The 19,066-nt window shown below is 72.7% G+C and carries 18 protein-coding genes; 6 read left to right on the forward strand and 12 right to left on the reverse strand.

Annotated features, from left to right (window positions below; all coding sequences use genetic code 11):
* Positions 1-77 precede the first annotated feature (77 nt).
* From EV562_RS28510 to EV562_RS28530, 5 genes are all read right to left on the reverse strand, one after another.
* Positions 78-908 (reverse strand): aldolase/citrate lyase family protein, encoded by an 831-nt coding sequence (locus EV562_RS28510; protein WP_133889736.1) that lies wholly within the window; start codon positions 906-908, stop codon positions 78-80.
* Positions 905-1,678: an SDR family NAD(P)-dependent oxidoreductase gene (locus EV562_RS28515; RefSeq protein ID WP_133889737.1), complete on the reverse strand. Its 774-nt coding sequence runs from the start codon at positions 1,676-1,678 to the stop codon at positions 905-907. The genes EV562_RS28510 and EV562_RS28515 overlap by 4 nt, the downstream gene beginning before the upstream one ends.
* Positions 1,675-2,985 (reverse strand): histidinol dehydrogenase, encoded by a 1,311-nt coding sequence (hisD, locus tag EV562_RS28520; RefSeq protein WP_133889738.1) that lies wholly within the window; start codon positions 2,983-2,985, stop codon positions 1,675-1,677. The genes EV562_RS28515 and hisD (EV562_RS28520) overlap by 4 nt, the downstream gene beginning before the upstream one ends.
* 84 nt (positions 2,986-3,069) lie before the next feature.
* A complete protein-coding gene (locus tag EV562_RS28525) occupies positions 3,070-3,804 on the reverse strand; it encodes an alpha/beta fold hydrolase (protein WP_208298441.1) in 735 nt (244 codons plus the stop codon).
* 11 nt (positions 3,805-3,815) lie between these two features.
* A complete protein-coding gene (locus EV562_RS28530; RefSeq protein ID WP_133889739.1) occupies positions 3,816-4,952 on the reverse strand; it encodes a cupin domain-containing protein in 1,137 nt (378 codons plus the stop codon).
* A 278-nt stretch (positions 4,953-5,230) separates the two neighbouring features.
* Here EV562_RS28530 and EV562_RS28535 point away from each other — a divergent pair, with 278 nt between their 5' ends.
* Positions 5,231-6,229 (forward strand): LacI family DNA-binding transcriptional regulator, encoded by a 999-nt coding sequence (locus EV562_RS28535; RefSeq protein WP_133889740.1) that lies wholly within the window; start codon positions 5,231-5,233, stop codon positions 6,227-6,229.
* A gap of 4 nt (positions 6,230-6,233) precedes the next feature.
* On the opposite strand, the gene EV562_RS28540 is transcribed toward EV562_RS28535, so the two are convergent.
* From EV562_RS28540 to EV562_RS28550, 3 genes are all read right to left on the reverse strand, one after another.
* Complete coding sequence (locus EV562_RS28540; RefSeq protein WP_208298442.1) at positions 6,234-7,676, reverse strand: amino acid permease; 1,443 nt, start codon at positions 7,674-7,676, stop codon at positions 6,234-6,236.
* A gap of 153 nt (positions 7,677-7,829) precedes the next feature.
* A complete protein-coding gene (gene hisD / locus EV562_RS28545) occupies positions 7,830-9,191 on the reverse strand; it encodes a histidinol dehydrogenase (RefSeq protein WP_133889741.1) in 1,362 nt (453 codons plus the stop codon).
* Between the two features lie 89 nt (positions 9,192-9,280).
* Positions 9,281-10,192 carry a LysR substrate-binding domain-containing protein gene (locus EV562_RS28550; protein WP_133889742.1) on the reverse strand — a complete coding sequence of 304 codons (912 nt, stop codon included), beginning with the start codon at positions 10,190-10,192 and terminating at the stop codon, positions 9,281-9,283.
* Positions 10,193-10,425: 233 nt separating this feature from the next.
* Here EV562_RS28550 and EV562_RS28555 point away from each other — a divergent pair, with 233 nt between their 5' ends.
* A complete protein-coding gene (locus tag EV562_RS28555; RefSeq protein ID WP_133889743.1) occupies positions 10,426-11,298 on the forward strand; it encodes a carbon-nitrogen hydrolase family protein in 873 nt (290 codons plus the stop codon).
* A gap of 52 nt (positions 11,299-11,350) precedes the next feature.
* Here the strand turns inward: EV562_RS28555 and EV562_RS28560 are convergent, their stop codons facing one another.
* On the reverse strand, positions 11,351-12,763 hold the full coding sequence (locus EV562_RS28560; protein WP_133889744.1) for a CoA transferase: 1,413 nt from the start codon (positions 12,761-12,763) through the stop codon (positions 11,351-11,353).
* A 239-nt stretch (positions 12,764-13,002) separates the two neighbouring features.
* Between EV562_RS28560 and EV562_RS28565 the strand changes: the two genes are divergently transcribed.
* A complete protein-coding gene (locus EV562_RS28565; RefSeq protein WP_133889745.1) occupies positions 13,003-13,452 on the forward strand; it encodes an SRPBCC family protein in 450 nt (149 codons plus the stop codon).
* Positions 13,453-13,628: 176 nt separating this feature from the next.
* On the opposite strand, the gene EV562_RS28570 is transcribed toward EV562_RS28565, so the two are convergent.
* Entirely contained in the window at positions 13,629-14,207 is a 579-nt protein-coding gene (locus EV562_RS28570) for a snapalysin family zinc-dependent metalloprotease (protein WP_133889746.1), read from the reverse strand.
* A gap of 251 nt (positions 14,208-14,458) precedes the next feature.
* Here EV562_RS28570 and EV562_RS28575 point away from each other — a divergent pair, with 251 nt between their 5' ends.
* The 3 genes from EV562_RS28575 (at position 14,459) to EV562_RS28585 (ending at position 16,731) form a co-directional block, all read left to right on the forward strand.
* Positions 14,459-14,641: a hypothetical protein gene (locus tag EV562_RS28575; protein ID WP_133889747.1), complete on the forward strand. Its 183-nt coding sequence runs from the start codon at positions 14,459-14,461 to the stop codon at positions 14,639-14,641.
* Positions 14,642-14,746: 105 nt separating this feature from the next.
* On the forward strand, positions 14,747-15,121 hold the full coding sequence (locus tag EV562_RS28580; protein WP_133889748.1) for a VOC family protein: 375 nt from the start codon (positions 14,747-14,749) through the stop codon (positions 15,119-15,121).
* Between the two features lie 176 nt (positions 15,122-15,297).
* Positions 15,298-16,731: a serine/threonine-protein kinase gene (locus EV562_RS28585; RefSeq protein WP_133889749.1), complete on the forward strand. Its 1,434-nt coding sequence runs from the start codon at positions 15,298-15,300 to the stop codon at positions 16,729-16,731.
* 237 nt (positions 16,732-16,968) lie between these two features.
* On the opposite strand, the gene EV562_RS28590 is transcribed toward EV562_RS28585, so the two are convergent.
* On the reverse strand, positions 16,969-17,139 hold the full coding sequence (locus EV562_RS28590) for a hypothetical protein (protein WP_059247750.1): 171 nt from the start codon (positions 17,137-17,139) through the stop codon (positions 16,969-16,971).
* Positions 17,140-17,232: 93 nt separating this feature from the next.
* Positions 17,233-18,720, reverse strand: a complete 1,488-nt coding sequence (locus EV562_RS28595) for an FG-GAP repeat protein (RefSeq protein ID WP_133889750.1) — start codon at positions 18,718-18,720, stop codon at positions 17,233-17,235.
* Positions 18,721-19,066: the final 346 nt, after the last annotated feature.

Here is a 19,066-nt window from a genome sequence, read left to right on the forward strand (position 1 = left end):
CTTCTCCGATCGCGCGGACGAATGGGGTGAGCGGCTATGCGTGTGCATACGTATGAATCAGGAGACTGCGGTGAACGTTAAGGAGCGTCCGGGGTGGCGTCAAGGGGTGTGCGGAGTGCCGGAGCGGAGGGTTCCCCGGCCCGGCGACCGGTCCTCGGTGACGTGAGGGAGCGGAAGGTGTCCATCAGGACGGCCGCCATGTTGTAGAGGACCAGCTGTGCGCCCGCTTCCTCGGCCTCTCGGGCCGCCGTCGTCGACGGCACGATGGTCATCACGGCCCGCCCCGCCGCGCGCGCGGCCCGGTGGGCGCCCTCGGTGAGCCCGTCGATGACGTCCCGTCCGGGGAAGCCGCAGTCGGCGGCGAGGTCGGACGGTCCCACCAGCACGGCGTCCACGCCCTTCGTCGCGGTGATCTCCCCGGCCGCGGCACAGGCGCGCTCCGTCTCGATCATCACCACGACCAGGGTGTCCTCGCCCGCCGCCAGATGCTCCCGCGCCGTCACGGTGCCGAACCGGCCCGCTCTGCTGTACGTGGCGAAGCCGCGCTGCCCCAGCGGCGGATAGTGGTCCGCCGCCACGGCCCGCCGGGCGTCCTCCGCGCTGTCGACATGGGGATGGATGACGCCCGCCGCCCCCAGGTCCAGACAGCGCAGGGCGAGTGCCGGTTCCGCCGTGCCCACGCGCACCAGGACCTCGACGCCCTGGGCCGCCGCGGCCGTCAGATGGTGCTGGAGCGCGGTCATGTCGGCCGGCCCGTGCTCGCAGTCCAGGACCACGTAGTCGAGGCCCGCGACCCCCGCCATCTCCACGAGCGTCTCCGAGGGCAGCCGCAGCAGGACGCCGTAGAGCCGTTCCCCGGACGCGAGCCGCCGCTTGAGCGAGGGGCGGCGTGGTACGGAGGCCGTCATCGGGCCACCATCCCGGCGGACAGGTCGACGTCCGCCCCGCACAGTCCCGGCATCCTCAGCATCGCGGTCACTGCGGAGCCGACCTCTTCCTCGGTGACCATCCGGCCGAGTGCCGCCCGTGACACGAACGCGGCCTCCGCCTCGGCCCGGCTGCCGCCGGTGCGCTCCGCCTCCAGACGGAAGTTGCGCTCCATGCGCGGACCCGACACCGGGCCGGGGGACAGGGAATTGACCGTCACCCCGAGCGGCCCGACCTCACCGGCGAGTGTCGTCGTGAGCCCGATGACGGCCATCTTCGAGGCGCAGTAGGGCGTGCGCCGCAGCAGGGGCCGCTTGCCGGACACGGAGGCGACGTTGACGACGTCACCGGACCCGCGCCGGGTCATCGGGGGCAGGAAGGCGCGGCACATGAGGAACATGCCGCGCACGTTGACGGCGAAGACCTCGTCCCACTCCTCGGGCGTGATGTCCGTCAGCGGAGCGACGGGCCCGGCGATCCCCGCGTTGTTGACCAGGACGGAGATCTCCTCGTCCGCGAGCCCGTCGGCGAGCGCCTCCACGTCACCGGGCCTGGAGACGTCGCAGACCCGGTAGTCGGCGCGGGGGCCGAGGCGCGCGGCCGTCTCCTTCAGGGTGTGCTCGGTGCGACCCGTGATCACCACGCGGGCCCCGTCGGACAGCAGGGACCGGGCGATGGCACTGCCCAGGCCGTTGCCGCCCCCGCTCACCAGCGCGGTGCGCCCGGCGAGCGGGGTCGTCGTGCCCGTCACGCGCCCGCCTCCTCGTTCCACGGCAGCGCGGCGCCGGCGTACTTGGCCGCGCGCACGTCGCCCGAGCGGGCGTGGCCCTCGAAGAGCTCGACGCGCGCGGCGCGCCCGCACACCTCACCGAGCAGCGCGGAGGAGGACGTGTCGGTGACCTCCTGGTACGTCACCGTCTTGAGGTACTTGCCGACCCACAGGCCACCCGTGTACCTGGCCGCGCCGCGGGTGGGCAGGACGTGGTTGGTGCCGATGACCTTGTCGCCGTAGGACACGCACGTGCCCTCACCGAGGAACAGCGCCCCGTAGTCGTGCATCCGGTCCAGCGCCCGGCGCGGGTTCTCGGTCAGGACCTCCACGTGCTCGCTGGCGTAGGAGTCGGCGACGGCGAACGCCTCGTCGAGCGAGTCCGCCACCACGATCTCGCCGTGGTCGCGCCAGGCCGGGCCGGCGAAGTCCTTGGTGGGCATGCCGGGCAGGAGGCGTTCGACGTGCCGCTCGACCGCGCGGCCCAGCTCCTCGGAGGTGGTGACGAGGACGGCGGGGGAGTCCGGTCCGTGCTCGGCCTGCGACAGCAGGTCCACGGCGACCACGAACGGGTCGGCGTGCTCGTCGGCGACGACAAGGATCTCGGTGGGACCGGCGAACAGGTCGATGCCGACCTCGCCGAACAGCTGCCGCTTGGCCTCGGCGACGTAGGCGTTGCCGGGACCCGCGATCATCGGCACCCGGCCGATGGTCTCCGTGCCGACGGCGAGTGCCGCGACGGCCTGCACGCCGCCCAGCAGGTAGATCTCGTCGGCGCCGGCGAGATGCATCGCGGCGACGGTCGCGGCGGGGATCTCGCCCCGGATCGGCGGGGTGCAGGCGGCCACTCGGGCGACTCCGGCCACCTTCGCCGTCACGATGGTCATGTGGGCCGAGGCGGTCAGCGGGTAGCGGCCGCCGGGCACGTACGCGCCCGCGCCGGAGACCGGTACGTGGCGGTGTCCGAGACGCACGCCGGGCAGTGTCTCGATCTCGATGTCGGTCATCGAGTCGCGCTGCGCCTGCGCGAACGTCCGGACCTGCTGCTGCACGAAGCGGATGTCGTCCAGGACCGTCCCGGGTACCCCGGAGACGATCCGCGCGACGTCGTCCTGCGACAGCCGGAAGGACTCGGGGCTCCAGTCGTCGAACTTCTCCGAGTACTGGCGGACGGCGTCGTCCCCGCGCTCGCGGATGTCGTCGAGGATCGCGGCGACGCGCTCGGCGACGTCTGCGCGGGCGGCGCGGACCTGACCGGCGGGAACGGCGGACTTCAGATGTCGGGGCACGGTGGCTCTTCCTGTCGGGGGAGGGTCGGTGGATGGGGTCGGGGGAGGGACAGGTGGATGGGGGGGCGGGTGGCGGAGCGGGTCTCAGCCCGCCCGTGCGGGACGGTGGTCGGCCCGCACGGTCGCCATGAGGTCGCCGAGGACCGAGGTGAGCGCGTCCGGCCGTTCCCACGGCAGCAGGTGTCCCGTGCCGGGCAGCTCGTGCAGCCGGGCGCCCGGGACGGCGTCGGCGATGGCCCGGTGGAAGCCGGGCGGGCACAGGGCGTCCCGCGTGCCGCAGACGACGGCGGTGGGACAGCGGACGGTGCGCAGAGCGGGGAAGGCGTCCCGGCGGGTGGCCTGCGCGGCGAGCTGGGCCCGTGCGGCACGCGGGCCGACGGCGCGGGCCATGCGGCGGTAACGCTCCGCGAGGCGGACCGGCGCCGGGGTCTGGGCGAACATGCCCGGCAGGGTCTGCTCGACCACCGCGTCGAACCGGCCGTCACCGGCCAGCTCGTCCCACGCGCGCCAGGCCGCGTACTGCTCGGGGCGCGGCGCTCCCGCGTTCGTGGAGACCAGACACAGTCCGGCGACGCGCCCGGGTGCCCGGCGCAGCACCTCGAAGCCGACGATTGCCCCCATGCTGAGCCCCGCCAGTACGAACGGGCCCGTCGTCGCGGACAGCACGGTGTCGGCCAGCTCCCCGACGGACGGGTCGGTGAGCGCGACGTGGTGCACCGGATGCCCGTCCGGGAAGCCGACGTCCGACCACAGGCTCGCGTCGCACAGCATGCCCGGGACGACGACCAGGGGCAGCGGTCCGTCCGGCGCCGCGGGCAAGGGGCCGGGCATCAGCGGCGCGCGGAGCGGGGCAGCAGCGCGTACGGCGCGACGTACCCGTTGTGGTCGATGCCCAGACCGGCGTCGGCGGCCGCCTTGACGACCTCCTCGTCCCACTCCAGACGGACCCGGCCGTCACCGGAGTTGACCACGAGCAGATCGCCCCGGTCGTCGCCCACGTTGCGCAGGGTCCGCCAGGCGTCCTGCGGCACGGAGAGCATGTCCCGCGGGCCCAGGCGCACCGACACCGGGTCCGTGCGGTTGAGGGTGATCTCCCACAGACCGTCCTTGACGATCAGGGTCTGCGTCTCGTGCTGGCGGTGCAGGGAGACGCCCTGGCCCGGGTCGGCGCGCAGCCAGGCGGCGTTGTGGCCGTGCGGGTTGAAGATCCGGGGCTCCTGGTGCGGGTCCTCCGTCATGCCGTACCCGATGACGCAGCTCAGTCGGGCGCCCGCGCCGGGCAGGGAGCTGTCGAGGAACGGGTGCTCGGACCAGACGAGTTCGTCCGCGGCGGCGATCCGGCGCTTCATCTGCTCGGGGCTGTAGCGGCGCAGCCGGTCGATGTGCTCCTGCGCCATCGGCTGCACGAGTTCGCCGCCCTCGGGGACCTGGTCCCCGGCCACGGTGTCGACGAGCTGGTTGTCGGCGGTCAGGTACAGGCCGTGCCCCTCGGCCTCGCGCAGTACGGACGGGCCCCAGATGATCCCGCCCGTGTCGTCCATGCCGAGCACGGTGAACAGCCAGCCGTCGTCCGGGCCGGTGTTGGTGAAGCCGCGGAAGATCCAGGTCGGGACGGACACGACGTCACCGGCGCGCAGCGGCAGCTCGCCCTCGGTGCCGTCGGCGCCCCAGCGCAGCAGGTACTCGCCCTCGGTGCAGACGAACACCTCGGCCGTGTAGTGCAGGTGGAGGTTGTTGGTGATGCCGTGCGGCATGGCCGCGGCGCCGATGTTGTAACCGTGCGGGAGGCGCAGGTTGACGAACTGGCCGGCCGCCTGCGACACCCCCGGTCCGATCATCGCGTAGTTCTCCTTGCGGTCCGAGCCCGGTGTCCGGCAGTCGATGAACGCCTGGTTGCAGGAGACGAAGTCGCTGCGGCGGATCGTGCGCCGGTCCAGTTCGGAGGGGGGAACGACGGTGTCGGGCATGACGACTCCTCTGGTGGGACGTGCGACGTGGGACGAGCGACGTGGAGCGTGCGCAGCGGGCCGCCGCACACGAGGCGCTCTATGAATACGTATGTATTTCTATGACAGGGTGCACCGAAGGCATTGTCAAGAGGTCCGCCGCAAAATCCGGGACGGCTTTGTCTCGCGGCTGCGGGCGGGTTCGGGTGTCGGACCCGTCCGCACCCGCCGTCTGATACATACGTATCCTGGACGGAAGGGGCCGGTCGGTGCGCGGCGGGCGGCGAGAAGAGGGGCCGATGGCGATCACGAGTCATGACGTGGCGAGACTGGCGGGCGTCTCCCAGCCGACGGTGTCCCGTGCCCTGCGGGACGACCCCAGGGTGTCGCCGGCGACGCGGGACAAGGTGAAGGAGGCGGCACGTGCGCTGAACTACGTGCCGAGCGAAGTGGGCCGCTCCCTGTCCACCCGTTCCACGCGGCGGATCGGCGTCATCGTGACCGACCTGACGAACCCCTTCTACCCGCACGTGGTCGCGCCCCTGCACGACGAACTGGGCCGGCTGGGTTACCGGATGATGCTCCTCACCGAGCGGTCCGACGAGGCGGTTGCCCAGGAGGAACTGCTCGACCAGTCGCTCGACGGTGTCGTACTCGCCACCGCCACCACCGACTCCCGCCTCCCGGCGCGCCTCGACCGCCGCGACATGCCGTACGTCTTCCTCAACCGCGACACCGGCCGGGCCGGTGACTACGCCTCCGTCGTCGACAACGAGGGAGGCGGCCGGCTCGTCGCCCGCGAGCTCGCCGCGCTCGGGCACCGCCGTATCGCGGGCATCTTCGGCGCGGCCAACACCACCACGGGGCGCGAGCGGGAGCTCGGCTTCCGCCTGGCCCTCGCCGACGAGGGCATCGGCCTGCCCGAGGAGCGGGTGGTGAGAGGGCCCTTCGAGTACGAGACCGGGTACGAGGCGCTGTCCTTCCTGCTGGACGCCGCGCAGCGGCCCACCGCGGTGTTCTGCGGGAACGACGTGGTCGCGGTCGGTGTCCTCAACGCCGCCCGTGCCGCGGGCCTGAGCGTGCCCGGCGACCTCACCGTCGTCGGATTCGACGACCTGCCCATGGCCTCCTGGGAGGTGCTCCGCCTCACCACGGTCCGGCACGACCTGGCGGAGCTGGCCCGTCAGGCGGCCCGTCTGCTCGTCCGCCGCATCACGGGCCGGGCGGATCCTGCGGGGGAGCGCCTGGTCCTGCCGACCGAGTTCGTCCCCCGGGGAACGCACGGCCCGCCGGCGTGAGCCGTCACCGCCGCACGGCATCGGCCGGGGAGGCCGTCGCGGGCGGCTCGACGCCGACGGGGCCCCGGCCCGGCGGCCGCGCACCGGGACGGCGTTGGCGCAGCGCGCCCACCGTGACGAGCACGGCGGCGAGTCCGAGCGACAGCCACAGTTCGAGCCGGTGCTCCGGAAGGACCGCCATCAGGACCAGGACCCCCGAGATGAAGGCGATGGTCGCGAGGGTCAGGTAGGGGAACCCCCACATCCGCACCTCGGACGGCCGGGGCGCCTTGCGCCGGGTCGCGTACTGCGTGAGCGCGATGACCAGGTACATCATCAGGGCGATCGCGCCGCTGGACGCGATGAGGTAGGTGAACACCCTGGGCAGCAGGTAATTGGCGACCACGGCTGCGACGCCGATGGCGGTCGACGCGGCGACCGCGCAGCGCGGCACACCCGAGGCGGAGGTGACGCCGAACGCCGCCGGGGCGTCGCCGCGCCGGGCCAGCGAGAAGGCCATGCGCGAGGCGGTGTAGATCGCCGAGTTGAGACAGCTGCTGACGGCGACGACGAGCACGACGTCCATGATGCGCTCGGCCCCGGGGATGTTCATGCGGTCGAGCACCGCCTGGTACGAGCCGTCGGCGAGCGCGTCGGAGTCCCACGGCACCAGGCTGACGACGAAGAAGATCGACCCGAGGTAGAACAGGCCGAGCCGCCAGACCACGGCGCGCACGGCCTTCTTGATGTTCTTCCGCGGAGCTTCGGACTCCGCGGCCGCTATGGTGACGATCTCGCTGCCCTGGAAACTGAACATCGCCGTGAGCAGCCCGGCGACGACGGCCGTCCAGCCCCGCGGCGCGAACCCGCCGTCGCTCCAGAGGTGGCCGACTCCGCGGGCGTCGCTGCCCGGCAGCAGTCCGAGAACCGCGAGCGCACCGAGGACGAGGAACGCCACGATGGCGATGACCTTGAGAAAGGCGAACCAGTACTCGAACTCGCCGTAGTTGCGTACCGCGAGAAGGTTGCTCCCGGCCAGGACGGCGATCAGCGCGAGGGCCGGTATCCAGCTGGGCAGAGCGAGGAGGCCGCCGACGACCTCGCCGGCGGCGATCGCCTCGATGGGGATGACGAGGACGTAGAACCACCAGTACAGCCAACCGACGGAGAAGCCCGCCCAGCGGCCGAGGGCGCGGTCCGCATAGGTCGAGAACGAGCCGGTGTCGGGGTGGGCGACCGCCATCTCCCCGAGCATCTGCATGACGAGCACGACCAGAGCGGCCGCCAGGAGGAACGAGACCAGCACGGCGGGCCCGGCCGCCGCGACGGCGGTGGACGAGCCGACGAACAGGCCGGCCCCGATCACGCCGCCGATGGAGATCATGGTGATCTGTCGGCCCTTGAGCCCCTGGGTGAGGGCGGGCCCGTGCGCACCCGGCGGGGGAGCGGAGGGAGGGGGTCGGTGCATGAGGGACCTCGGGGAGATGGAGGGGGAGCGGAGCCCGGCCGGAGGGCGGCGAGCCGTCACGCGGACCGCGTCAGAACGTCGGTCCCTGTCGCGTGGACGTGCAGGGGCGTCCTGCGGTGCCGCCCGCTCGGCCGGTGCTCTACCGGCGACCGGTCACAGCTGCTCGCGCAGCGGCGCGGGAACGGAGTCGAAGGCAGCGGACGTACGGCCGACCCGGTCGATGCGGAGCGTGGCCGTCGCCCCGTGGGCGGCGAGTCCCTCGAACGCGGAGATGCGCTCGACGGCGGGTGCCAGCGCGGCCGTGCCGTTCTCGGCCGCCCTCTGGTACGTGAGCGGCTTGAGGAAGCGGGAGACCGACAGGCCCGCGTTGTAGCGGGCGGTCTTGCCCGTCGGCAGCACGTGATTGGTGCCGGCGATGCCCTTGTCGGAGTACGCCACGGTGGACCAGGGGCCGATGAACAGCGAACCGTAGTTGGTGAGGTTCCGCAGGTAGTAGTCGTCGTCCTCGGTGTGGACCTCCAGGTGCTCGGGGCCGAGGACGTCGGCGACGGCGATCGCGTCGTCACGGTCCCGTACGACGATCACGGAGCCGAAGTCCCGCCAGGCCGGTCCCGCGATGTCCCGCGTCACCAGCTTCTCCAGCTGGCTCTCGACCTCTGCGGCCACGGCACGGCCCAGCGCCTCGGACGTGGTGATGAGCGCGGCGGGCGAGTTGGGGCCGTGCTCGGCCTGCCCCAGCAGGTCGGCCGCCACCCACGCGGGGTCGGCACTGTCGTCGGCGATCACCGCGACTTCCGACGGTCCCGCCAGCAGGTCGATGCCGACGCGTCCGAACAGCTGCCGCTTGGCCTCAGTGACGAAGGCGTTGCCCGCGCCGACCAGCATGTCGACCGGCGCCTCGCCGAGCAGGCCGAAGGCCATGGCGCCGAGCGCCTGGACACCGCCGACGGCGAAGACCCGGTCCGCCCGGGACAGGTGGGCGCCGTACAGAACGGCGGGGTGGGCGCCGTGCTCGCCGGACGGCGGTGTGCACGCCACGACCATCGGCACACCGGCCGTCTTCGCGACGTTGACGGTCATGAAGGCGCTGGCCAGCAACGGGAACCTGCCCGCGGGCAGGTACGCGCCGACCCGGGAGACGGGGACGTACCGCTGGCCGCAGTTCACTCCAGGGGCCAGTTCGATCTCGAAGTCGGTCAGGTGCTCGCGCTGCGCGGCGGCGAACCGGTGCGTGCGCTCGTACCCCATCTCCAGTGCGGTACGGACGTCCGGAGGCAGTGCGTCCCCGGACTTCTTCAACTCGGTCTCGCCGATCTCCAGGTCGCCGGACCAGCCGTCCAGTTCCTCGGCGTAGGCGCGGACCGCGTCCAGGCCCCTGCGCTCGATCTCCCGCAGCATCTGCGAGACACGCTCGACGACCTTCGGGTCACGCTGGGCGGGCGGGCCGTCGACCGCGGGCTTCTTCAGCCACTGGAGAGGAGGGAGGGCCTGTGCTTCTTCGTGCGTGATCTGCATGACCAGGACGCTAGGCGAGACGGAGCCACAGGACCAGAGGGGCCTTTCCTGGGCTTGCCACAGGGAAACCCTGTGGGTCGGTCGGCCCCTCACTCGCCCCGGCTCTGGCGCACCTCCCGCAGGGTGTCCTCGGCCAGCCGGGCGAGCTCCCGGGTGGCACGTGACAACGGCCGGCCCCGGCGCCGAACGAGCGCGATCGTGTCGTACAACGGTTCGGCGAAGGACACTGTGTGCAGGCCGGGCGGAAACGACGGGCTGCCGATGACGGCGCTGCTGGCGATCGTGTCCCCGACCCCGACCGCCGCCAGCTTCACCGCCGCCTCGACGTGCTCCAGCTCGATGAGCGGATCGATCCGGACACCCGCCAGCTGGGCCCGCTCCGCGAGTTGCCGTCGCGTCGGGTCCTGCCAGCCGTAGTGCGCGTCGTACAGCACGAGTGGCGCCTGCGAGAACGCCTCGATGGTGACCGGCACGCGCGTGCGCTCCGGGGCGGCGCTGACGTAGAACACCTCGTCGCGCAGCAGCGGTGTGACCGACAGCCCCTCGTCGTCGATCGGCAGGACGACGAGCCCCGCCTCTATGCGGCCGGCCGCCACGGCGGCGGCGGTCTCCGCCGAGTTCTGGCCCACGAGCCGCACCCGGACCTTGGGGTAGCGGGCGTGGAACATCTGGACGAGGTCCGCCAGCAGGTAGTAGTCGGCGTTGCGCAGGACTCCGAAGGTCGCCGTGCCACCGCCCAGCGAACCCAGCGAGTGCACGGCGCGGATCCCGCCGTCCGCCGCGGCCAGCGCCTCCTGCGCGTACGGCAGCAGCTCCTGCCCGGCGGTCGTGAGGGTGAGCGTGCGGCTTCCCCGGACGAACAGCTCCGCGTCCAGTTCCGCCTCCAGGCGGCGGACCAGTTCGGAGGCGGAGGCCTGGGCGATGTCCATGGCTGCCGCCGCGGCGGTGAACGACCCGAGTCGTTCGGCCACGACGAATGCCCTGAGCTGGTTGAGGGTCATGCCGGCCGCCCTGGCACGGAGCAGGCGGCCGGACGGGGCGAGGTGCAGGTCGAAGGCATGCCGGAACCCTAACGGGGTCCGGCGGCCCGCCCCGGGGTGTGCGGCCCCGGCCTGCCGCAGGATTCTCCTGTGCTTCCCACAGGATCCGGCGGCCTTGTCCTGTATGCGGTCGGATGATTGGCTGCTGCCCGTCCCCTCCTCCACGCCACCCGACGCGGAAGGTGCCCCCCTCCATGCCCACCCCCCTGTCGCTCGGCCTGGTGCAGACGGCCGCGTTCCACCACGGTGACGACCACCTCGAAGGATTCGCCCGCCAGGTGCGCGGCCTCGCCCGCGCCCACCCCGCCGTCCGGCTGTTCGTCTTCCCGGAACTGCACGTGTGCGGGCACCGGCCGGACGAGGACCCCGAGCAGGTCATGAACACCGCGGCGCAGGAACTCGACGGTCCCAGGGGCGCCGCGCTGGCCGCCCTCGCCCGCGAGCTGGGCGTGTGGCTCGTCCCCGGCAGCGTCTACGAACGCGGCGAGGACGGACGCGTCTACAACACGGCCCCGGTGTACTCGCCCGAGGGGAGGCGAATCGCCGAGTACCGCAAGGTCTTCCCGTGGCGCCCCTACGAGACCACGGCGGCCGGTGACCGCTTCGTCGTCTTCGACCTGGGGGATCACGGGCGGGTGGGCCTGTCGATCTGCTACGACGCGTGGTTTCCGGAGACCACCCGGCATCTGGCGTGGCAGGGCGCCGACCTCGTCCTGAACCTCGTACGCACACCGACCGTCGATCGTGCTCAGGAACTCGTCCTCGCCCGTGCGAACGCGATCGTCAACCAGGTCTTCATGGCCAGCGTGAACGCGGCACCCCCGGACGGGATCGGCCGCAGCGTCGTGGTCGATCCCGAAGGCCGGGTACGCGCCGAGGCGGGCCCCGAACCGTGGATCGTCGTCACGGACGTCCTCGACCTCACCGAGACCCGGCGGGTCCGCCGGTACGGCACCGCGGGGCTCACCCGTGTCTGGGATCCCTTCTGCGACGACCAGCATCCCATCGAACTGCCCCTCTACCAGGGGCGGATCGACCCGGCGCGGTGGCGTCGCGGGCCGGGATGATCCCGCGACCGCGACCGCGACCGCGACGGCTCGGTGGGCACCTCGGCGCCGTTCAGGCCCAGTTCGGCAGGTCGGTGCCCCACCGGGTGGGTCCACGGTTCCAGTTCGAGGGTGCGCCTTCGTAGTGCACGGGGGGCAGCGCGTGCCGCAGCGGACCGTAGGGGGACGCGGTCTCGGTGAGCCAGGCTCCGGGGTCGTGGAGGTCGGCTCCACCCGGGTCGGAGGCGGGGTGGATGTCGAGCAGCCAGGAGGCCGTGCCCGCCAGGGAGAGGCGAAGGTGTCGGCCGCCACCGGTGGCGTGGCGGTCGCTGAGCGCACGCAGGACGGCCGCGGCGAGCAGATAGCCGGTCCCGTGGTCCAGCGCCTGGGCGGGCAGGACGCCGGGGCGGCCGTCGGCGCCGGCCTCGATCGCGGCGATACCGGCACCGGCCTGGACGAGGCTGTCGAAGCCGCGCCGCCCGGCCCAGGGGCCGGACCAGCCCCAGGCGCACAGTTGAGCGACGATCAGGTCGGGACGCCGGGCCAGGAGCGCGTCGGGCGCGAGTCCGTGCCGGTCCAGGGCACCCGGGCGGTATCCGGTCACCACGACGTCCGCCTGGCTGAGAAGGTCCTCGAAGGAGCGCCGGTCGCCAGGGTCGGCGAGGTCCAGCAAGGTGGAGCGTTTGCCCAAGCCGGTGTCGGCATGGGCGTATGCGTCCTCGACGAGCTGGGGCGCGTCCACGCGCAGCACGTCGGCGCCCAGCAGCGCCAGGGTGCGGGTCGCGACGGGACCGGCGATGACACGGGTCAGGTCCAGGACACGGACCCCTCGGGCCGGCAGGGAAGCCGGCACCAGCAGCCGGGGATCGCCCTCAGGCGCGTTCCGCGTCTCGACCAGAGCGGCCCCCGCCGCGCCGGGTGGGCGACGGGCGGCCGGCACGGGGCCGGCGGGCGGGTGGCCGGCGGGCGCGGACGCCACGGCGACGGCCAGGCCGCCGGCCGCGTAGACGGTCTCCTGGATCTCCAGGGCCGGACGCGATGCCAGTTCCCTCGCGAGCGTGTCCACCAGGGCGCGGTCCTGTCCCGTGTCCGCGAGCCCGAGAGCGCCGAGCAACCGGGCACGGTGGTGGGGGTAGTTGGCGTGCGTACGCACCCATCCGTCGGCTGCCTGCCAGAAACCGGACAGCGGGGCGAAGGGCGCCGGGGCCCTGCCGTCGACGCGCAGGTGGCGCTCACTGACGAACGCGGTGGCCACCGCGCCTTCGTCCACCCGCACCGCGGGCACCGGCACGCGGTTGCGCAGCGACAGCAGTTCCGCCGCAGCCAGTGAGGCAACCGCCACGGCGGCCCGCGCCAGTTCCCTCACCGGCAGACGCGACGGCAGGACGGCGCCCGGTCCCTCGAAGGACACCCTCCGGACCAGTCGGCGCCGGCCCCCCAGGGCCGCCCAGGCGTGTGCGGTGGCCGCATCCTCGGTGAACGTCATCCGCTCATTGTGCGGCTCATTGTGCGGCCCGGCGCGGGGTGACCTGGGGGAGGCCGGGTCAGCGGGCCGCACCGGGCCCGGGGGAACCCGAGGCAGTGTGTCCCGTCACGTTGGAAGGCCGCGGACGAGGTTGTGGGTGTGAGGGCCGGAGTGCGGGACACCCGCGGAGTGCAAGAGAGTTCATCTCGTGCTCGCGGTGATCACCAGCGCGGGCGCACGGTCAGGAAAGGGGCTTCTGCGTGTCTCAGGTCGAGGAGTCGGTCGAGGTCGACGTGCCGGTGCACACGGCGTACAACCAGTGGACGCAGTTCGAGACCTTCCCCGAGTTCATGGGCGGCGTGGAGCGGATCGAGCAGCGCAGCGACACGCTGACGCACTGGGTGACGAGTGTGGGCGGGGTGAAGCGCGAGTTCGACGCACGGATCACGGAGCAGGTCCCGGACGAGCGGGTGGCCTGGACGACCGTTGAGGGCGAGGCCCGTCAGGCCGGGGTGGTGACGTTCCACCGGCTGGACGAGGCGCGCACCAAGGTCATGCTGCAGATGGAGTTCGACCCGGACGGTCTCGCGGAGACGGTGGGGGACAAGCTCGGCCTCGTGCGCAAGCAGGTCACCGGGGACCTGGGGCGGTTCAAGACGTTCATCGAGAAGCGCGGCCAGGAGACCGGGGCCTGGCGAGGTCAGGTCTGACCCACCCGGCACCTGCGGGCCCCGCGAGCACGAAGAGTGCCGACGGGGCCCGCCGTCCGTGCCGAGCGACCGACCCCGGCCCGGGGGAGGGGCGGATGCCGGTGGAAGGGCCGGCGGTCGCAGGGCGCGGGAGGGGACGTGCGGCACCGCGGAGGTGCCCCCGAAGCCGCGCCGGGTCAGTCCTCGACCAGGACGGGCACCGATCCCGTCACCGCTGACGGCGACGCGACCGCACCGGTGAAGTTGTCCTCGACCTCCGCCTTCTCCGCTGCGTTCGGGTACGGGTTCGTGCACGGCACGCCCGCGCTGGATCCCGACATCAGGCTGGAGCAGGGCCCGGGCTTGCGGTCCGGCAGGCCCAGGATGTGGCCGAGTTCGTGGGACGAGATGCGCACCGTGTCATAGCCCTCGTTCACCGCTTGGCGGCCGATCCACACGGTGCCGTTGCCCAGGGAGGTGGGCAGGGCGCGCGGCCAGCCGTTGTCGGCCACGATCCGGATGTTGGCCCGTTGCCCGGCCGTGGCAGGCCGCAGCTCCGCGCCGTCCACGCTCGCGTTCCAGATCGCCGCGCCCCGGTCGACCGCGGTCCTGAACTCCGCGGACCCGCTCGCGTCGTAGGTGAGGATCCGCGCCGCGGCCGAGGAGGCGGTGGTGGCGCCCGGCGTTTCCGCGGCCAGGGCCTGACCGCCGCCCAGGGCGGGCCATGACATCAGCAGGACCGCGGCGAGGCCGCTCGTGAGTGTCCGGACATGCATGTTCGATCTCCTTGTGGGGGATAGGAGTCGTGCGCATGACATCACTGGGATGCCTGCCAACTGGCCTGCCCACTGGGCACGGCTGTCAATCCGTGATTCGGCCGGACAGCGGGCGAGTTGCGGGGCGGGGGTACCGTCCTCCTTCCGGCCCGAACCCGCGTGCCCGGGCCGCAGGCGCGCGTAGGGTCGGGAATGTGACGAAGAACCCGAAGTCTTCCGCGTCGACGCCCGAGGCGGAGCCGTGTCCGGACATGGCTGCGAAAGCGGCCGCCTTCCTGGCCGGTCAGCAGATCACGATGACGCAGTGCGGATTGTGCGGCACGGAGATCGCCGGGGTGAACGGGCGGTATTCCTGCGGGGTCTGCGGCTGGACGAACCCGTGGTGGGAGGGGACCAGCACGCTGCCGAGCGCGCAGGACGACGTACAGACGTGACAAGGGGTCGGCGCGGAGAGGATCTGCTCGGCTTCTTCTCCGGAGGGCGGATCCGCGGGTTCGACGCGGATGCATGAGGCCGACCGCCGGGGCAAGGCTGAGGACATGACTGCCACGCTCGGTGCCTTCGTCCTCGGAACTCCCGACCCTCCTGCCCTCGCCGACTTCTACCGGGCGCTGCTCGGTTGGGAGGAGGCCGAACGGTCGCCGGAATGGGTGCGGCTGAAGGATCCGGGACGGGAGCGTCCCAGCCTGAGCTTCCAGCTGGAGCCGGATCACACGCCTCCGACCTGGCCACAGCGCCCGGGCACCCAGCAGATGCAGGCACATCTGGACCTCCAGGTCGCCGACCTGGAGGGGGAGACCGCGCGGGCCGTCGCCCTCGGCGCGACGGTGCAGGAGCACCAGCCGCAGGAGGACGTGCGGGTGTTGCGCGACCCGCACGGCCATCCGTTCTGCCTGTTCCTCCCGGGCGCCTGAAGGCGTCGGCGGCCACCGGGCCGTCGGCCGGGCTCGGCCGTGGCGGTCACTTCGCAGAGGCCCGCGGCACTGCTCGGCACAAGCACGGGTGTCGTGAGGCGGCCCTCTGGGTACCCGCTGGCCGGCGGCACACCGGCGAGCGCCCGGACCCGCGTCTCGATGCCATGGGAGAGGGAATGGGACTTCGTGAGTCGGCCCGGGCCGTCGCTTCCCGATGCTCCGCCGAAGTACTGTGCGGCCGCTACCGTCTGGACGGCCACATCGGTTCGGGCGGTGCCGCGGACGTCCATCGGGGCCTCGACCTGCGGTTGAGGCGGCCGGTGGCGGTCAAGGTCTTCCGGCCCGACACCGGCTTCGACCCGGAGGAGGCCTCGCACGGCGAGGCAGTGATCCTGGCACGGTTGCAGCACCCCGGACTCGTCACCGCGTACGACGTCGGGCAGCACAACGGCCGTGGCTTCCTGGTCATGCAACTGATCGAAGGCGGAACGCTCAAGAAGCGCATCGCCCAGGGACCGCTGACGCCGGCGGCTACGGCGGCGGTCGGCGCCGGCCTCGCCGACGCGCTGGCCCACGCCCACGAAGCCGGAGTCGTCCACCGAGACGTCAAACCGTCCAACGTCCTCCTGGACGCCTCACACCGTCCCCACCTCACCGACTTCGGCATCTCCCGTCTGCTGGACGCCACCACGCGCACCGTCACCGGCACACTCGTCGGCACCGCCGCCTACCTCTCCCCCGAGCAGGTCCTCGGCCGGCCCGTCGGCCGCCCCGCCGACGTGTACGCCCTCGGCCTGGCCCTCCTGGAGTGCCTCACGGGCAGGCTCGAATACGACGGAAGCCCTCTGGAAGCCGCGATCGCACGACTGCACCGCCGGCCCGTCATACCCTCCGGGCTGCCGGTGGAATTCGCCGACCTGCTGGCGGACATGACCGCCCTGGAGGAGCGGGACCGCCCGACGGCCCGTGACTGCGCCCGCACGCTGGCGGCGTGGGCCGACCCGGCCGGCCTCGCGGCCGACCCGCCGGCGCCGACCGGGAACCTCGTTCCCTCGCCCGCGGCGACGCGCTCGGACGACCGTACGCATCCGAAACCGTCGTCCTTCGGGGACCGGACCGCTCCCCGTGCCGCGCCCGCGCGACGGCGCACGCTCGTGGCGGGTGTGAGCGTCACGCTCGTCACCGTCCTGGCCACCGCCCTCACCGTCGCCGACGACTCCGCACCCCAGGGGCACGACCGAAGCGCGACCGAGGCCAGCGGCGCTCCCACCGGAGACGTGCATGCTCCACGCACCAAGCGGGAGACCGAGGCGTCAACGCCCGCTGCCGCGACACCGCCGTCCTCCGGCCACAATGCCTCCGACGAAACCGACCGGCAGGCCCCCTCCCCGTCCCAGGGCTCCGACCGTGCATCCGGTGCCGGCACGGCTGCGCACGACTCCGTGGCGCGGGGTGCGGCACGCGGCACGCGCGTCCCGCCTTCGTCGGCGGGACGCGGCCCGGCGGGCAAGGCCCCGGGCCATCGACCGCCCGGTCAGGCCAAGAAGACCGAACAGGCCGGTGACAAGCGACCGGGCAAGAGGGCCGAGCCGCCGAACGCGAGACGCTGAGGAGCCGTGAGGGGCGTCCGCTCCTGATCACCGCGCGGGTCGGGACCCGGTGGCGGGAGGTGGGTTCCGCTGCACCACCGGGCCCCAACTGTGAAAGCTGATGCCCGGGAAAGTGGCATTCGCACCCATTGCGGCACAACCGGCTTCCGGCGTCGGACATGCCGGTGGGCCCCGGACAGTGTCCGGGGCCCACCGATGGCTCGGGCCGGCTGGCGCTGCGCGGCTGTGCCGCGTCGGCTACCAGCGATACCAGCGGCCCTTGCGGCCGCCGCTGTCCGCGGAACGGACGACGAAGCCCAGCAGCCAGACCACCAGCACGATGACAGCGATCCACCACAGTGCCTTGAGGGCGAAGCCCGCACCGAACAGGATCAGAGCCAGCAGAAGAACGAGAAGCAGGGGAACCATAGTTATCAACCTCCGCCGCACCTCGTGCCCGCCACCAGGCAGAACACACACCTGACCGCCCTGATTTCTTCACGGCCCGACCACGGGCCGGGGTCACTCGTCGACGGCCGCGCCGAACCGTGCGTCGGCCGCCGGAGCTCCGAGGCGTGCCCCGTCGTAGGTCCAGGTGCCGGCGGCGACCAGACCCGACGGCGACGCGGGCAGCACCCAGATGAAGCCGTCGTCGCCGTTCTCACCCGGTGCCGCCGCCAGAAGTCCGTGGAGACCGTCCTTGTCGGCGTCGATCAGCCGGACCTGAGCGCCCCAGCGGTCGGACCTCTCCGCCGTTCCGGGAATGGCGGCGAGCTGCTGGTCGAAGCTCTTCACGCCCGTGCCGCTCAAGCCGGTCCGGTCGCCGCGCAGCACCCACACCGCGCCCGCGTCGGGCACGCTGCCGATGTCCTCGCCGGGCGCCCCGACGGCGAGGTCGGGGTGGCCGTCGCCGTCGGTGTCCCCGGCCGACAGTTCCGCGCCCCACTGGTCGCCCGCTTCCGCGGTCCCGGGCACTCCGGGGGAGTCCTGGGTCCAGTACTGCGCCGGCTCGGGCTCCAGCCCGGACAGGTCCCCGCGGCCGAGGTACAGGGTGATGCCACCTCCCGTCGGTGCGCCGGCCCCGGTGTCGCCGATGACGAGATCGTCCTGACCGGTGCCGTCCCAGTCGCCCGAGACGACGGCCGGACCACCCGGGAACGTGCCCCCGTCGCCGAGAGCACCGGAGTCCGGCGCGCCGTGCAGGACGTGCACCGTGCCCACACCCGGCCGCTCTCCGGTGGTGACGCCGGAGACGGCCAGGTCGGCCCAGGAGTCCTCGTTGTAGTTGCCGTGAGACAGGCTGCGGAACTCGAAGCCGGTGCCCGACGGCGCCAGATCACTCGCCCGCACACGGTGCTCGGACAGGGTGGGCTGCCGTGCCGACAGTCCGGGCGTGAGGGTGAAGAAGAGCAGGGTGTCGTCCTCCAGGACGGCGAGGGAATCACGCGGGTCGGCGTCCGGATCCGCCGGATCGGGGGCGAAGTACCGGGCCGCCTCGACCGCCCGTCCGAAGCTCGCTCCGGCCCGCGGGGCTTCGTCCTCCAGCCAGGTGCTGTCGGACCCGTGCAGTCCGGTGGGCGATCCCCAGAACACGACGGCGCCGCCCGCGTCGGACAGACCCCCGAGATCCTCGCCCGGTATGCCGACGACGGCGTCGTCGTACCCGTCGTCGTCCAGGTCACCGGAGGCGACGGCCGCGCCGAAGCCGTCACGGGCCTCCGCGCCGCCGGGGACGCCGGGGACGTTCTGGTGGAGCACGCTCTTTCTCGTCGTGCTCAGACCACCCGACGAGCTGTACTGGACGGAGACGTAGCCGGCACCCGGGGAGCCGCCCACCGTGGCTCCGGGGGCACCGGTCAGCACGTCGTCGTGACCGTTGCCGTCGTAGTCGCAGTTGCGCTGCTGCCACCCGATGGACGGGAAGGGCACGGGGGCCGGGGCCGCGGCCGCCGAGGGGGCTGTGGCCACCGCGCCGCCGAGACCGATGAGCGCGACCGTCGCGACGACCACTCGTCCGAAGTGACGTACCGGAAGGCGTACAGGAAGACGCACAAGAAGACGCACAGGAAGACCTCCCTGGTCTCCGGGACCGACCGCGGTCCATGCCGACCGCGGCGGGTACGGGCGAGGGTGTGCGACGCCCCGCGCGCCGGACACCAAGAGAGGGACTGGTGCGCGCCTGCCGCACGGCACCGGTCCGCGCCGCAGCCTCCAGCAGGTGAAGGACGTGCGGCCGTGTGCGTCTTCCGCCGTCGTGCAGTGCGGTGAGGGCACGGACCTTGTTGCGTTCACCGAGTAGACAACCGCGCGTCGTCGAAGGTTGTACGCACACCGGTGCGGGCTACGAGGTCGTCGC

The sequence above is a fragment of the Streptomyces sp. BK208 genome (assembly GCF_004364245.1).
Taxonomy (GTDB): Bacteria; Actinomycetota; Actinomycetes; order Streptomycetales; family Streptomycetaceae; genus Streptomyces.

Coding starts and splice junctions, on each gene's coding strand:
- EV562_RS28580 (WP_133889748.1), top strand. CDS start 14,747: ATGACTGCCACGCTCGGTGCCTTCGTCCTCGGAACTCCCGACCCTCCT.
- EV562_RS28530 (WP_133889739.1), bottom strand. CDS start 4,952: ATGCCCGACACCGTCGTTCCCCCCTCCGAACTGGACCGGCGCACGATC.
- EV562_RS28540 (WP_208298442.1), bottom strand. CDS start 7,676: ATGCACCGACCCCCTCCCTCCGCTCCCCCGCCGGGTGCGCACGGGCCC.
- EV562_RS28535 (WP_133889740.1), top strand. CDS start 5,231: ATGGCGATCACGAGTCATGACGTGGCGAGACTGGCGGGCGTCTCCCAG.
- EV562_RS28585 (WP_133889749.1), top strand. CDS start 15,298: ATGGGACTTCGTGAGTCGGCCCGGGCCGTCGCTTCCCGATGCTCCGCC.
- EV562_RS28590 (WP_059247750.1), bottom strand. CDS start 17,139: ATGGTTCCCCTGCTTCTCGTTCTTCTGCTGGCTCTGATCCTGTTCGGT.
- EV562_RS28560 (WP_133889744.1), bottom strand. CDS start 12,763: ATGACGTTCACCGAGGATGCGGCCACCGCACACGCCTGGGCGGCCCTG.
- EV562_RS28550 (WP_133889742.1), bottom strand. CDS start 10,192: ATGACCCTCAACCAGCTCAGGGCATTCGTCGTGGCCGAACGACTCGGG.
- EV562_RS28510 (WP_133889736.1), bottom strand. CDS start 908: ATGACGGCCTCCGTACCACGCCGCCCCTCGCTCAAGCGGCGGCTCGCG.
- EV562_RS28575 (WP_133889747.1), top strand. CDS start 14,459: ATGGCTGCGAAAGCGGCCGCCTTCCTGGCCGGTCAGCAGATCACGATG.
- EV562_RS28555 (WP_133889743.1), top strand. CDS start 10,426: ATGCCCACCCCCCTGTCGCTCGGCCTGGTGCAGACGGCCGCGTTCCAC.
- hisD (WP_133889741.1), bottom strand. CDS start 9,191: ATGCAGATCACGCACGAAGAAGCACAGGCCCTCCCTCCTCTCCAGTGG.
- EV562_RS28570 (WP_133889746.1), bottom strand. CDS start 14,207: ATGCATGTCCGGACACTCACGAGCGGCCTCGCCGCGGTCCTGCTGATG.